Annotated in this window: 12 protein-coding genes; 2 read left to right on the forward strand and 10 right to left on the reverse strand. The window is 71.0% G+C overall.

All coding sequences use genetic code 11. The features are described 5' to 3' along the window. Positions 1 to 15 precede the first annotated feature (15 nt). The 6 genes from ABGB17_RS14705 to ABGB17_RS14730 form a co-directional block, all read right to left on the reverse strand. Positions 16 to 1023 (reverse strand): helix-turn-helix domain-containing protein, encoded by a 1008-nt coding sequence (locus ABGB17_RS14705; protein WP_347629577.1) that lies wholly within the window; start codon positions 1021 to 1023, stop codon positions 16 to 18. A 357-nt stretch (positions 1024 to 1380) separates the two neighbouring features. After that, a complete protein-coding gene (locus tag ABGB17_RS14710; protein WP_347629579.1) occupies positions 1381 to 1767 on the reverse strand; it encodes a hypothetical protein in 387 nt (128 codons plus the stop codon). Between the two features lie 251 nt (positions 1768 to 2018). Continuing rightward, the gene (locus ABGB17_RS14715) at positions 2019 to 2969 is read right to left on the reverse strand and encodes a hypothetical protein (protein ID WP_347629581.1); all 951 of its coding nucleotides are present in this window, start codon (positions 2967 to 2969) and stop codon (positions 2019 to 2021) included. A gap of 188 nt (positions 2970 to 3157) precedes the next feature. Next, the gene (locus ABGB17_RS14720; protein WP_347629583.1) at positions 3158 to 5599 is read right to left on the reverse strand and encodes a M14 family metallopeptidase; all 2442 of its coding nucleotides are present in this window, start codon (positions 5597 to 5599) and stop codon (positions 3158 to 3160) included. 232 nt (positions 5600 to 5831) lie between these two features. Beyond that, positions 5832 to 6086: a hypothetical protein gene (locus ABGB17_RS14725; RefSeq protein WP_347629585.1), complete on the reverse strand. Its 255-nt coding sequence runs from the start codon at positions 6084 to 6086 to the stop codon at positions 5832 to 5834. 195 nt (positions 6087 to 6281) lie between these two features. Next, positions 6282 to 7436 (reverse strand): cellulose-binding domain-containing protein, encoded by a 1155-nt coding sequence (locus ABGB17_RS14730; protein ID WP_347629587.1) that lies wholly within the window; start codon positions 7434 to 7436, stop codon positions 6282 to 6284. Between the two features lie 1404 nt (positions 7437 to 8840). Here ABGB17_RS14730 and ABGB17_RS14735 point away from each other — a divergent pair. Then, entirely contained in the window at positions 8841 to 9155 is a 315-nt protein-coding gene (locus ABGB17_RS14735) for a WhiB family transcriptional regulator (RefSeq protein WP_347629589.1), read from the forward strand. After that, on the forward strand, positions 9152 to 9556 hold the full coding sequence (locus ABGB17_RS14740) for a hypothetical protein (RefSeq protein ID WP_347629591.1): 405 nt from the start codon (positions 9152 to 9154) through the stop codon (positions 9554 to 9556). Before ABGB17_RS14735 ends, ABGB17_RS14740 begins: the two co-directional genes overlap by 4 nt. Positions 9557 to 9559: 3 nt before the next feature. Here ABGB17_RS14740 and ABGB17_RS14745 read toward each other — a convergent pair whose 3' ends face one another. From ABGB17_RS14745 to ABGB17_RS14760, 4 genes are read right to left on the reverse strand one after another with little or no spacing between them, the layout of a single operon-like run. Beyond that, positions 9560 to 10480 (reverse strand): carbohydrate ABC transporter permease, encoded by a 921-nt coding sequence (locus ABGB17_RS14745; RefSeq protein ID WP_347629593.1) that lies wholly within the window; start codon positions 10478 to 10480, stop codon positions 9560 to 9562. 23 nt (positions 10481 to 10503) lie between these two features. Next, the gene (locus ABGB17_RS14750) at positions 10504 to 11430 is read right to left on the reverse strand and encodes a sugar ABC transporter permease (protein WP_347629596.1); all 927 of its coding nucleotides are present in this window, start codon (positions 11428 to 11430) and stop codon (positions 10504 to 10506) included. Positions 11431 to 11446: 16 nt separating this feature from the next. Then, on the reverse strand, positions 11447 to 12865 hold the full coding sequence (gene ngcE, locus ABGB17_RS14755; protein WP_347629598.1) for an N-acetylglucosamine/diacetylchitobiose ABC transporter substrate-binding protein: 1419 nt from the start codon (positions 12863 to 12865) through the stop codon (positions 11447 to 11449). A gap of 52 nt (positions 12866 to 12917) precedes the next feature. Next, positions 12918 to 13670 carry an SIS domain-containing protein gene (locus ABGB17_RS14760; RefSeq protein WP_347629600.1) on the reverse strand — a complete coding sequence of 251 codons (753 nt, stop codon included), beginning with the start codon at positions 13668 to 13670 and terminating at the stop codon, positions 12918 to 12920. Between the last annotated feature and the right edge of the window lie 138 nt (positions 13671 to 13808).

Consider the following 13808-nt stretch of genomic DNA (forward strand, 5'->3'; position numbering starts at 1 on the left):
CGTGGACCTCGACATTCATCCCTGATTGACCGCCCGGTCAATGACCCTCAACGTTACGGTCTGCTCACCATCAGCGACGACCTCCTGTGCGAACCGGCGGTAGTCGCGGGGAGACATGCCGTACGCGGCGCGGAAGGCGCGGCTGAACGCCGCCGGGTCGGGAAGACCGCGGCGGGCGGCGATGGCGTGGACGTACCGGTGGTTCAGGGCGGGGTCGGCGAGGTCGCGGCGGCAGGACTCCAGGCGCCGGTGCCGCACCCAGGCGGCGACCGTCACGCCCTGGTCCCGGAAGAGGCGGTGCAGGTGACGGACGGACACCTGGCAGGCGGCGGCGAGCGTCGCGGGGGTCAGCCCGGGGTCGCCGAGGTGCGCCTCGATGTGCGCGCGGGCCCGCAGGAACAGGGCGGTGCCGGGGCACGCCCGCGCCGGGCGCCCGAGGTGGTGGGTGCACAACGCGGTCAGCAACTGCACCGTGAGCCCGGCCAGGTGCGGCCCGTCCGCCGGCGTGAGGGAACGGGCGGCGGCCGCCATGTGCCTGAGACAGCCGCCCAGCAGCGCGCCGAACCCCGTGCGCCCGCACAGCGGCACACCCGTCAGCCGGCGGACGGCACCGGCAGGCAACGGCAGCACCGCCCTCGGCACCTGCACCATGATCCCCTCAACCACGCCGTCCTCACCCGACGCCCACCCCTGCCATGGCCGTGAGGTGTCGGACAACAGGAACCGCCCCTCCCGGCTCGTCACGTCGGCACCGCCGTGCACGAGCCGGTGCCCGCCCCGCAGCGTCAGCATGAACTGGTACCCCTCGGGATCGGACCGCCGCACCAGGCTCGCCGGCCGGCAGGTCTCCAGCGGCGGGTACCGCAACACCGAGACCCGCACGTCCCCGAGGTCGAGCAGCCGCAGCCGCGCCTGGAAGTCATCGGAGTGGTCGCTGTCCAGCATGCTGGGGATCAGCATGTCCGCCGCCGCCTCCCGCCAGAAGTCGAACCGCTCCGCCGCCGGCAGATGACCCGTCGTCACGTCCCTCACGATCACGATGCCCCCTCCACGCCGATGGAATGTCCCTCGGCGAAGCCCCCTTCGACGGTGCCCCGCCGTCGACAGACTCCCGCGGGCCGTGCGTACACGCCCCGGGACGACCGAACGCTCGCAACGCGACCCCCGTCGCGGCAAGCGGGCATCCCCGTGACGGGACGGGGGGACGCCCGGATCGCCCCTGGGCTGCGCGGCCCGTGGCCTGCTGGGACGGCCGTGGGACGACGGCGCAGGGTCCGGACGCGGCGACGCCCACCTCCCGCCGGGTACGACGAGAGGTGGGCACGAGTCACCGGTGGCCCTGGCGAGACACGGAGCGTCCGGAGGGCTCGCCGAGGACGGTCACCACCAGGCCGTGCAGGACTTGGTGGAACCGCTCTCATAGCAGGCGCGGAATGCGCGGTCCGCGCTCGAACTGGTCGGGTACCCGCTGGTGTAGTTGCGGGTCCCGGCCCTGTAGAAGGACCACGCGTCCGCGCTGCGGTCGCCGTTGAGGTCCACCTCGAAACGGATGCCGTCCGAGGAGGCGTAGTTCAGGATGCGGCCCCAGCCGTGCTGCACGCCGCCGCAGGTGCCGTAACGCACCTGGACCGTGCGGCCGGAGACGACACGCGACACTGCGGTCGCGGCCCCGGAGCAGGAGTTCGGGTCACTCCACCACGAAGCCGCGTGCACCGAACCGGCCGTGACCAAGGACGCGGCCAGCGCCATCCCGGCGATTCCCGTCAAACCCCTCAACGTGCCGATTTTCCGCGACATAGCGTCATTCCCCCGTTTCGGTGTGGGCGCCGGAGCGCCGTCCCAATGCCTGCCTGGCAGTCTGCCGCCCGCGACCTGACAAGTCGTTGGCGTGGAACGCCGAGTGGTTGACGATGCCCGCCGTTCGTGGGGAAGTGCCGGTGAACACGCGAGCCCCGCCCCCGCCGGCCCGGCGGGGACGTGAAGGGCGGAAGGTCAGGCCTCGTGCTCACCGTGAGGCTTCATGGCTCTCCGTGACGAGCTCCTGTGTGTGGGGCGCCCCTGAGCAGCAGTGCCAGGATCGCGACGTAGGCGGTGGCGCCGAGGACGCTGTGGGTGACGACGGCGGGCTGGTACCACTCCGGCCCGGAGGACAGGACGTCGGGGACGGGCTCGCCGGAGGCGCCGCTGAGGGTGAACGGTGTGGCCGCGGACATGGCGATCATGAGCACGAGGAAGGGGGGCGTCAGCACGCCCAGCCCGGCCAGCAGAGGCGCCGAGACACCGAAGCGCCATGTGACCGCCGCCAGCGCCGGTGCGGCCACCGCGACCAGCGCGAACATGACGGCGTACCCTCGGGCGGTCGCGGCGGCCTGGTCCAGGTAGAAACCCCACGCGGCGTAGTGTCCCTCCCCGTCGGCCCGTTCCCTCTCCCGCGCGATCGGGCCCGCCTGGCTCACGGCGACGAAGCCGAGCCCCGTGACGCTCAGCCCGATCAGGGACAGGTGGGCCAGGATCGGCGGCACCGGCCAGGGGGCCGGCCGGGGCCGTAGGGTCGTCGGCCGGGCGAACAGGTGCAGGCTGACGACGTACACCACGGCCGCGCCGCCGGCCGCCGCCGCGCGCGCCGGCACGTACCACTCAGGGACCGGGAGGTCGCCGTGCCGCGAGAGCGAGTGCTCTCCCGCGAGGCCCGTCTGGGCCAGCATCCCGAGATACGGCAGCGTGAGCACTCCCATGAGGAGTAGCCCACCGGTCACCGCGCGGTCCGACCCGCGTCGCAGCAACAGCGCCACAGGCCAGAACAGAACCGTGAGGACGAGAAACGGGACGATCGCACGCGCCGCCCCGCCGCCGTACGCCGCCTCCCGCGCGCCCGGTGGCAGCGAGTCGATCGCCGACCGAGTCAGCAGATACACGACCAGTCCGGCGAACGCCACCTGACCCGGGATCGCGAACGGCCATGCTTTCACGCGCGCGTCAGAGGAGTCCTCCGTCATAGGCCGACATTTCCGATAAGTCGATAAGGCTGTGGTAAATCACACGGCCGGATGACCCTGATGGCGGAGGACACGACGGGGGAGTGCACCGGATGACACACCGCGGCCCCATGGTCCTGGGGACCATGGGGCCGCGGGCCGCTCCGAGGTGACGAGGAGGGTCAGGCCTTGTGGACCTCGACCTTTTCCTTGCGGTAGTTGTTGCTGTGGCCGGTGGGGCGGTAGTCCCGTTCGACGTTGCCGGCGAGGTCCACCGTGAACCAGCGGACCTCGGTGGTCTTGTCGACGGTGAGGTGCTGGGTGCCCTCGCGCATGCCCGCGGCGGTGAGCTTGGGGGAGCCGAGGGTGGGACGGGAGCCGTCCAGCGTGTAGTACAGGTTGGCGGGCTCGTCGATGGTGAACGTGAAGGTGGTGCTGCCGGCGGCGCGGCTCGTCACCTTCAGGTCGGACCTCGGGGACTTGCGGTCCTGGGCGAAGGCCTGGGCGACCTCGAGGATGGCGATCTGGCCGGAGGCGAACTCCATGGCCTCCTCGTGGCCCTCGGAGAAGTCCGGCTGGAAGCCGACCGGGTCGAACTGGCCGGTGGCGGGGTTGTACAGGTCGGCGCCGACCTCGAAGTCCCAGCCGATGATGCCGCGGCTGAACCAGTGTTCGTCGGCGCTGTTGCCGGCCGCCGAGTACAGCACGTCCGGCACGGGGCCGGTGCGGCCGGGCCAGATGCCGGTGCCGCGCCAGGACTGCACGGCGGACAAGATGTGGCTGGAGGCGTCCCAGAAGTAGTTCTCGGTGCCGAAGTCCACCCGCGGCAGCAGCTCACGTCCCGCCGCCTTGTACGCGCCGGGGGGCCACATGAAGTAGCCGCCGTAGGAGTGGGTGTTCATCGCGAACTTGATGTTCGGGAACCGCTGCGTCAGCCACACCTCGTTGCGCGCTTCCGGCTCCGACAGTTCCGCGGGGCCGGCGTAGGTGCCGCTGGTGCAGCTCGTCGACGCGCCGCTGTACCCGTCGAACAGCGACCCGACCGAGAAGTTCCGGTTCAGGTCCACCCCCCAGGAGTTGCGGGTCGCGGGGTCGCCGGTGGCCGCGGGGCAGTGGTTCGTCATGTTCTTGCGCTGCCCGTTGAAGTCGTAGAACGAGTAGTGCGCCCCGTCGGGGTTCACCGTCGGCATCACGAAGATGTCCAGCCCGTCGACCAGCTTGCGGGTGGCGGGGTCGAAGGCGTAGTTGCGCAGCAGCCGCTCGGCGGTCTCCAGGCAGACCAGCGGGGTCACCCACTCGCGGGCGTGCTCCTGGCAGTACAGGAAGACGCCGGTCCTGGAGCCGTTCCTGGTCTTGCCGATGCGCAGGGCCTTCACCTGGAACGGGTCGCGCGACACCGTCGCCGGGGCCTTGAGGTTGTCGGTGAGCCGCGTGGCCGGGGCGGCGGCGACGACGCCGGCGCCCGCGTTGCCGCGGTAGGTGCTCGCGGTGAGCAGCGCCGAGGCGGCGGCGTCGCCGTTGAGCGCGGCCACCACCTGGGCGGCGGTGCTGGTCACCGTGCCCGCGGCGTCGGTGGCGAGCCCGACGGTGACGTCCTTGCCGGTCACCGAGACGGTGAGCGGGCTGGACGGCGCGGCGGGCGCGGTCAGCGCGACGCTGATGTCGTTGCCGCCCTCGTGGCCGTAGGCCTTGGAGGAGACGTAGAACGTGCCGGCCGCGGCGGTGCCGAACTGCGCCTGCGCGGCCCGGCGGTAGCCGTTGGTCTTGTTCGGCAGGTCGACGATCTCCGCGATCTTCGGGAACTGCTTGGCCAGTTTGGTGATGCGCCCGGTCAGCTCGGTCGGGTCCATGTAGTGGTCCACGAAGTCCGAGACGTAGTGCCGGGACGGCGGCTTGCGGCGCTCGCCGAGCCACTTGGTCACCGGGACGGTGATCTTCCCGCCCTTGCTGCTGGCGACGGTCACCGTGGTGGGGGCCGTGGCCACGGTGATCGGCGCGTTGAACCGGTGGTACATGTACTGCCCGGCGTCGGTGAAGCGCGCCATGGTGGCGGTGCCGCCCGAGTCCGGCGGGGTGCCCCGGCCGGAGTCCCAGGTCGCGGTGAGCACGGTCTCGGCGTCGGTCGCGCTGGACTTCACCTCGACCGACAGGAAGCGCTGGTCGTCGGTGCTGGTGAACCACTCGGCGCGCAGCGGGGTGAGGGTGTCGGTCTCGCCCTCCGCCGCCTCGGCCGAGTTGATGGCCGAGCGGCGCTCGGCCTGGTTGGCCGCGTAGTCCGACTGGTCGGAGATGGTGCCGCGCACGTCGAAACCCTGGGCGCTCAGGGCGTCCGCCTCCTGCGGGCTGAGCACGGCGTGCACCTCGAAGCCGCCGTCCACGGGCTTCTTGTACTCGGCGAGGTCGACGCCGAGCTCGTTGAGCTTGTCGATGCCGTCCTGGCCGGGCACGACGATGCGCCGCAGCGCGACGCCGTTCTGCTCGGTGCTCGGCAGCCGGTCGGGGGCGACCGGGCTCGGCGTGGGGCTCGGCGCGGCGAGCGCGGGCAGCGTGCTGAAGGCGAGAACGAGGGGGATGGCGAGTCCGGCCGCGGCGCGGACGGTCCTCGCGGTGGGGGAGCTCCTCATTGAAACGATTTCCTCCGGTCGGCGCGCGTGCCGCCGGGGCAGGGAGGTCCCCGGGGGGCGTGCGGATGCTGAGGAGTCTTCGGCACCTAAGGATCTTCGTCAAGCCCTGAATAGCGGGTTTTGCGTAGTTTGGCGGCGTTAGGGGGTCGTAGTACGAAAATCCATGACATACCGTTCTACAACCCTTCAAAGTGGGTGATAGGGCCGTCTTGTCCCTTGCCTGCCCCGGTGGTCAGGTGAGGCTGCGGGCGATGAGGGCGGCGACCATGTCGGGGTCGATGTGGTGGCCGGTGAGGGTGCAGAGGTCTTCCTGGTAGAGGAGGACGACGGCGAAGGTGGCGGCGGCTTCCAGGCGGGCGGCGTCGCCGCGGGTGCCCGGGGGAGGGTGAGTTCCGACTGTAAGAGCAGGTGTACACCTCCTATCCGGTGATCCCGGTGTCGTCGGCGTCCACGCGAGGCCCAGCGCGGTGTTCGTGTAGACGCTCATCCCGCCGAGCATGCCGACGGTCCCGGGCCGCATGCACGCGGCCCGGGACCGGGAGATGGGTCTGCTCACACGTGCGCCGGAATGGTCAGGCGGTTCTGCGGGGCCAGAGCCCGACGGCAACGGTCACGGAGCCGGCGAGCCGTGCCGTCCACGCCGCGGCCGAGGATCCGTCGTAGCCGCGGACCCACCGCGGGGTCACCCGGCCGTGCAGGGCTTTCCGTTCAGTGTGAAGGAATCCGGTGGCGGTGTGCTGCCGGTGTGCGTTCCGGTGAAGCCGATGATCTGCGACTTTCCTGGCTTGATGACCTTGTTCCAGTTGGTGGCGGTCGCGGTGACGGTGGTCCCCGACTGGGTCCAGACGGCGGACCAGCCCCTGGTCACCCGCTGGCCGGCGGCCCGGAAGGAGAACTGGAGACGCCAGCCGTCGATCGTGGTGGTGCCGACGTTCTTGATGGTGACGCTTGCGGTGAAGCCGCTGCTCCAGGTGGTGTCCTTATAGGTGACGGCGCAGGTCGGAGGGCTCGACGGGGGAGCGGGGTACGTGGCGGCGTTGGAGGGACGGCCGAACCGGCCGTGCACGTCGCGTGGGACCACCTGGAACGTGTACGACGGATCGTCGCCGATCTGTACCGTGGCGCGCGGGACCGAGGTGTGACCAGTGAAGTTCCATTCGCTGGAGGAGCGGCGGAACACCATCCACCCCAGATCCGGACCGGTGCCCTCGCCGGATGTCCAGGTCAGCGAGGCGTACCCAGGGGACGGGCCCGCGCCGGCACGCAGGTTCTCGGCCGGTGGAACAGGAGGAAGGGGAGTCGGGGTCGGGCTCACGATCGGCGGTTCCGCCATGGCCCTGCCGGTGGCCATGAGACTCGGCACGCTCCTGTTGCCGGCCGCGTCCACGGCCACGACATACGCCAGGTATTCGCGGTTGGGGACGAGGCCCGCGGTGTAACCGAAAATCTGCTCGGGGGTGGAGGAGATGATCCAGACCGGACCACGGGTGAAGGTCACGCTCTCCGGGGAGGTGTACGTCCACGTGTAGATCTCATACCCGACGACCCCGGTGTCGTCGGTCGACGGGCTCCAAAGGAGGCCGAGCGTGGTGTTGTTATACACGTTCGCCGAGCCGATCATGCCGGGCTCGCTCGGCGGGGTGGTGTCGACGGCGCCACCCGCCGCTCCTGCGGCCTTGGCCGGGACGGCGGCCGGGACGGCGGCGGAGCCTGGCAGGGGGACGGCGCCTGAGGCGGGGACCGGGCCGGCGATGAGTGCGGCCGTTGTGGCGGCGGCGGCGCAGCAGCCGATCAGGAGGCCGCGTAACGCGGCCCCGCGGTTACGGGACAGGGACATGAGACATCTTTCTCGTCAGGTGGCCCGGCTCGGTAGGCCGGTCCACGATGTGCTGGTCAGGAGCAGGTGGTGCTGACGGAGGCGGAGGCCGCCGGGCCACCGGAGTGGCCGCGGCGGCCTCCGGGCGCGCGGCGTCGCCACGGGAACCCGGGAGGGGTGGGTTCCAGAGCGAGACCGGCACGGCGGATGGTCTCGGAGTTCGAGTGACGCGGGCGGTCGGTACGAGGCCGTGCGTGCATGCCTCGCGCGACGGAATGCGGCGAGTGGCGGGGATGGCCTGCGCAGGGATGCGGCGAGTGGCGGGGAAGGCCGCGGCGGCACGCGGTGTGTCGCGGAGGGGTCGCGCCGGAGGGGCTGAGTCGCCGGTGAACAGTTCTCTGGCGGAGTCGGGGATCCGCGTCCGCGTGTCCTGCTCGGCGGCGTACGGGGGCGCGCGTCCCCCGCGACCTGTGCGTCAGCCTTGATCGACCGCCCGCTCAATGCCCGTCACCGTTACACTATGGTCACTGAGAGTGACGAGGCCGGTGTGAGATGCATGAATGTTCCTTCCGCGGGGGGGTGGACGCAGGAAGCCGGTCTGGTGCTTGGTGGCACCAGCGTGTGCGCCGGGATGCCGCAGTTCTTGACTTTCCGTGCTGTGTGCTTGCCTGTCCGTGCACGATCCGGCGGTCATGCGTGCGAGGAGGTCGGCGTCCTCTTTCCCGGCACGAGAAAGGCCCACCTGCGGCAAGTGCCGCGGGTGGGCTGTCCTTCGGCCCGTGGTGCGGTCACGGGCCGGTCAGGAGGGGTGTCTCACCGCCGGGCGGTGGCGTTTGCGCTGGTGCACGGTCCCGAGGAGAAGCAGGCGCGGAAGGCGCGGTCGGAACTGCTGCTGGCCGGGTAGCCGGCGGTGTAGTTGCGGTCGAGGCGCGGTAGGAGGAGTACCCGTCCGGGCTGCGGTCGCCGTTGATGTCCACCTCGAACCGGATGTAGTCCGCCGCCCCGTCGCCGAGGATCCGCCCCCAGCCGTGACATAGTGCTGATCTCCTATCGATACATGCGCATTTGGTGCGTATGCGCCTATCTAGTGCCTGACAGGGATTCTTGTGAGATGAGCGCTGGCATGTTTGACCGTCCGCGCCGCGCCATTGACTATGCGTGCACGCCTCGCGTTGATCTCATCCTCCGATGGATCCTGCGAGCTCCCCGGTAGCCCGAAATATCGTGGCATGCAGGTGTGTAACCCATCGAACTGGACATTTGCCGCCTCTGCGGAGGGTCGTCACTTCGGCGGCCCCGACCCGGACGTGAGGTGGCAAAGTCATCGCACAAACAGGTGTCAACGTGATCAGAGCGGGCACGCGCATTGTCGGCTGGACCGCTAGCCGCGTCAGGCCGCGCCACGTCACTCTCACTGGGATCGCCATGGTCATCCACGACACCGTCACCGCCGTGCACCGGTCGCCGGCCGGGCCCGCCATCGCCTGGCTGGTCCGGGCCGCCTGCCGCAGCGAGGACCCCGAGCTGTTCTTCCCGATCTCGGCGAAGGGACCGGGGCACGCGCAGCACGAGCGCGCCAAGTCGATCTGCCGCCGCTGCCCGGTGCGCATGCCGTGCCTGGAGTACGCGATGCGGCGGCGTGAGGAGCACGGCATCTGGGGCGGCACCGATCCCGAGGAGAGAAGGACCACCGCGTTCCGCCCGGTGCGGCACTCGCTGGCGGGCGGTGACCGCCGATGAGCGAGACCACGGCCAGGCCGGGCCGGCCCCACGGGCTGGACGACGCGACCGTCGAGGCGCTCGGCAAGCTGTCGGAGGCGCTGGAGACCGCCGAGCGGGCCCGGGGCCACCTGTACGCCTTCCACCAGCTCACCGGCCGTGCCCACAACATGCTGGCGGAGGCCGTCGAGATGCTGCGCGCCGCCGGCCACGAGGGCGAGGCGGACGTGGTGCGCCGCGACCTGCTCGGCAAGGACGTGCTGCCGGGCCGCTGGACGTACCAGGTGGTCGAGGAGTACGACGACGGCTACCGCCGCACGTTCCTGGAGGTCGAGGAGCTGATCCGGATGCGCCTGGCCGGCGGGCGGCGGCACATCTACGAGGCGGAGATGAAGGAGCGCTTCCAGTCGGGCGAGGTCTGACGCCTACTTCAGCGCGCCCGCGGTGAGCCCGGCCTGGATCTGGCGCTGGAACACGGTGTAGACGGCGAGCATGGGCAGGATGGCCATCCCGAGCGCGGCGAACAGCGCGGCCCAGTCGGCGTCGTACCCGGCCGCCGTCGAGATGTCGGCGATGCCCTGGGTGAGCACCCACTTGTCCTTGGCCTGCCCGCTGAGCAGCACCAGCGGTATCTGGTACTGGTTCCACTGCCCGAGCACGTTGAAGATCGTGATGCTCACGATGCCCGGCCGGGCCATCGGCAGCATGACCTGGAAGAACACCCGCGCGTGCGAGGCGCCGTCCACGAACGCCGCCTCCGCCACCGCGCCGGGCAGCGTGCGGAAGAACGCCGTCAGGAAGAACACCGTGAACGGCAGCGAGTACGCGATGTACACCAGCACCAGCCCGCCGTGGGTGTCCAGCCCGATGAACGGCCCGACCAGCGGCAGGCTCCCGATGTTGCGCACCACGAAGAACAGCGGCGTGAGCGCCAGGTACACCGGGAACGCCAGCCCCGACACGAACAGCAGGTAGATCGCGCGCGAGCCCCGGAAGCGGTACCGGGCCAGCACGTACGCCGCCATCGACCCGAGCAGCATCGTGCCGGCGGTGCCGAACGCCACCACGACGACGCTGTTGAGCATGTACCGCCCCACGTGCGCCTGGTCCCACGCGCGGGCCCAGTTGTCGAGGCGCAGGGTGGCGGGCAGCGACCACGCGTCGCCGAAGATCTCGTCCTCGCTCTTCACCGACGCGAGGAACGTCCACACGATCGGCACCGCCACCAGCAGCGTCCACACCACCAGCGCCAGGTGCGACAACGCCGACAGCGGCCCGAGGCGGGCCCGGCGCAGCGCGCGGGCCGCGCCTCTGCCGGCCACCGCCGTCCCCGCCTGCGCGATCACCTCCGGGCCCCCTCTCAGCGCTCTCAGAACTCGATCCGTTCGCGGCGCGACAGCCGCAGGGCCAGCGCCGCGAAACCGACCGTGAAGAAGAACAGCACCACGCCCATCGCTGAGGCGTAGCCGAACTTGAAGTACTGGAACGCGTTGCGGTAGATCTCCGCCGCCATCACCGTCGTGGAGTGGTCGGGGCCCCCGTGCTCGGCCGTCATCACCCACACGATGGCGAACACGTCCAGCGCGGCGATGCCGAGGTAGATCCAGCCCACCTGCACCGTGTCCCACAGCAGCGGCAGCGTCACCCGGAAGAACAGCCGCCCCGGACCGGCCCCGTCGATCTGCGCCGCCTCGTACATCTCACGCGGGACGGACGCCATGCCCGCCGAGAACAGCACCACGTAGAACCCGACCGCCTGCCACACCAGCACCCCGAGTATCGACCAGAGCGCCACCCCGGGGTCGGACAGGAACCCCACCGGTTCAAGGCCGAGCGCGATCAGCGGGGCGTTCAGCATGCCCGCGGCGTCCGGCCGGAACACCTGCTGGAACAGCACGGCCACGACGGCGACCGCCAGGACCTGCGGGAAGAAGAACACCACCCGGTAGAACCGCGACCCGGCCACCCCTCTGGCCCGCGCGCCGCCCGCGTTGAGCAGGAACGCGAAGAACAGCGCGACCACGATGGTGAGCACCGGCAGCAGCACCAGCAGCAGCGCGTTGTGCCCGACGGCCGTCCAGAACACGTCGTCGCCGAGCAGCCGCCGGAAGTTGTCGAGACCGGTGAACCGCGGGCTCGCGCTCACGCCCCGCCAGTCGGTCAGCGCGATGGTGAACGCCTGCACGTACGGCGAGATCACGTAGACCACGTACAGCAGCAGCGGCAGGGCCAGGAAACCCGCGACGAACCGCGCCCTGGCGAACGCGGCGGGCCGTGCCGCCGGGCGGAGCCTCATCGCGCCCCCCTTCCGCTCAGCGGGTGAACTTCTTGACCGAGGAGTCGTTCCTGATGGCGTCGGACTTGCGCTGCAGCCGCTCGGCCCACGCGGCGGGCTTCAGCCGCCCCGCCATGAGCTGGCCGGTGGCGGCGGCCACCTCGTCGTGCAGCTCCTGGTACCACTGGCGGAACCGGAAGTACGTCACATTGGTTCCCGCCGCCTTCAGGGCCGCGGCGGCGCTCGTCAGGCCCGGCGTGAGCGTGCGGCCCTCCGCCGCGCCCTCCACCACCGTCAGCGTGCTGACCAGCTCGGTGAACCGGCCCGCGCCCTGTTTGGAGAGCATCGCCCGCATGTACTCCACGCCCGCCATCGGGTTGGCGGAGCGGGCCGCCACGAAGTACTCCTCGCCGGGCCGCGAGTGCAGCGTGCCGTACGGCAGCGCGTCGGAGGAGGTGAACGACGGCAGCGGGAACATGGCGTACTCGAAGTCCGGCGGGGTGGTGTCCTTCTGCTCGTTCTCCAGCCACGACCCGCACGGCAGCATCGCCACCTGGTACTTGTTGTGCGCCGTCTGCGTCTGGATGTGGTCCAGGCCGCTCGTGCCCCGCATCAGGTACCGGGCGCCGACGTCGGCGAACGCCCCGGCCGCCGTGACCACCGGCTCGGCCTGCCACGCGCCCTCCGCCAGGTTGTCGAGGTTCTTCAGCACCTCGGCCCCCCCGATCTTGGCGGCCAGCGTGAGGATCGTCTCGTAGATGTAGAACGGGTGCTTGCCAGCGAAGGTGAACGGCGCCGTCTTCCCCGAGTCCTTGACGGCCTGGCACAGCGCGGTGAACTCGTCCCAGGTCTGCGGCACCTCCCAGCCGTTCTCCCGGAACAGCTTCTTGGAGTACCAGATGCCCCACACCGTGCTGGCGTAGTTGAGCACGCAGAACCTGCCGTCGTAGGTGCCGATCTCGACGGCCGCAGGCAGGATCGTGTCCCGCACCTTCACCGCCGGGTCGTCCCAGCTCGGCGCGTCCAGCAGCGGGCCGAGGTCCTGGAGCTGGCCGTCCTGCGCCAGGGCTCCGAAGTCCATGGCGCCCGCCCCGGAGTTGTTCACGAACTCCGGCGGGTCGCCCCCGGCGAACCGCGGCTGCAGCGTCTTGGCGATCTCCTTGGTGGTCGTGTGCTTGATGCGCACGTTCGGGTGCCTGCCCGCGAACAGCGGCTGGTGCACCTGGCGGGCGTACGCGTCCCCGAACCCGCCGTCGAAGACGACCACCTCGAACGGCTGGTCCTCGGGGATGCCGAGCGGGTTGGACGCCGAGGTGGCGCCCGCCGACGGGGACCGCGAGGGGGCCGGGCCCGCGGGCGTCGCGCAGGACGCCACGGCGCCGGCCGCGGGGGCGAGCAGCCCGGCGAGCGCGGCGGCGCGGAGCAGTTCGCGCCGGGAGAACGTGTTGTCCGCCATGGAACCTCCTGGGGGTGGGGCGCGGCGGCGCCTGACGTCGGTGTGGGCCCGGTCACCCGCCGCGGCGGATGCGCCCGGCGTAGCGGCCCTCCAGCTCGCGGTTGTGCTCGTCGCCGCCGAGGACGTTGGCCGAGCGGTAGATCGGCGGTGTCTCGCCCGCCGCCAGCAGCGTGCCGACCACCTCGGCCACCACCATCTGGGCGAGCAGCGCCGAGGTGATCGTCGACACCGCCCCGAACGACCCGCCGCCGGGCAGCGGCAGCACCGCGTCGCCGTACGGGGCGCCGTTGTCCAGCACCACGTCCGCGAGGTCGAGCAGCTTCAGCCCGGTGGGGTGGCGCGACCGCATCTCAGTGCTGTGCCGCACCGAGGTCAGCGCGACCAGCGCGTGGCGCCGCTCCTTGACGATCGAGGCCAGCTCCACCACCGAGCCGTTCACCCCCGAACTTGAGATGATCACGAAGGCGTCCTGCGGGGCGACCGGGGCCAGCTCGTAGACGCGCCTGGCGATCGCCGGGTCGCGCTCCAGCTCCGGCGAGGCCAGCACGGACGGCGGCTCCCCGCCGTACAGCACCAGGTCGCGCAGGGTCAGCCGGTTGGTGGGCACCAGCCCGCCGGCCCGCCCGGCGATCTCCATCGCGATGGCCTCGGAGTGGCCCGAGCCGAACGCCTGGATCACCCCGCCCGCGCGCAGGGACGCGTACAGCAGTTCCGCGGCCGCGCGCACCGCGGGCGCCTGGCTCACCGCGACCTCGTGCGCGAGCACCTGGGCCCGCTGGGCGTAGGCGGCGCCGCTGATCTCCACGTCGTCACAGCTCCTTCGGGGTCATTCCTTTTCACCAAAGGCCCTTGACATGAAAATATTCATCATCGGGGGAGGGTTATCAAGTGCCGCCCCGTTACATTTCGGGCAGCCCGCATGGGTGCCGCACGGCGCGGGATA

Source organism: Sphaerisporangium sp. B11E5 (genome assembly GCF_039871875.1).
GTDB lineage: Bacteria > Actinomycetota > Actinomycetes > Streptosporangiales > Streptosporangiaceae > Sphaerisporangium.

Bases quoted from the DNA above. Each gene is read 5' to 3' on its own strand.
- ABGB17_RS14750 (WP_347629596.1), bottom strand. From the start codon at position 11,430: ATGAGGCTCCGCCCGGCGGCACGGCCCGCCGCGTTCGCCAGGGCGCGG.
- ABGB17_RS14735 (WP_347629589.1), top strand. From the start codon at position 8,841: ATGGTCATCCACGACACCGTCACCGCCGTGCACCGGTCGCCGGCCGGG.
- ABGB17_RS14730 (WP_347629587.1), bottom strand. From the start codon at position 7,436: ATGTCCCTGTCCCGTAACCGCGGGGCCGCGTTACGCGGCCTCCTGATC.
- ABGB17_RS14725 (WP_347629585.1), bottom strand. From the start codon at position 6,086: ATGAGCGTCTACACGAACACCGCGCTGGGCCTCGCGTGGACGCCGACG.
- ngcE (WP_347629598.1), bottom strand. From the start codon at position 12,865: ATGGCGGACAACACGTTCTCCCGGCGCGAACTGCTCCGCGCCGCCGCG.
- ABGB17_RS14720 (WP_347629583.1), bottom strand. From the start codon at position 5,599: ATGAGGAGCTCCCCCACCGCGAGGACCGTCCGCGCCGCGGCCGGACTC.
- ABGB17_RS14740 (WP_347629591.1), top strand. From the start codon at position 9,152: ATGAGCGAGACCACGGCCAGGCCGGGCCGGCCCCACGGGCTGGACGAC.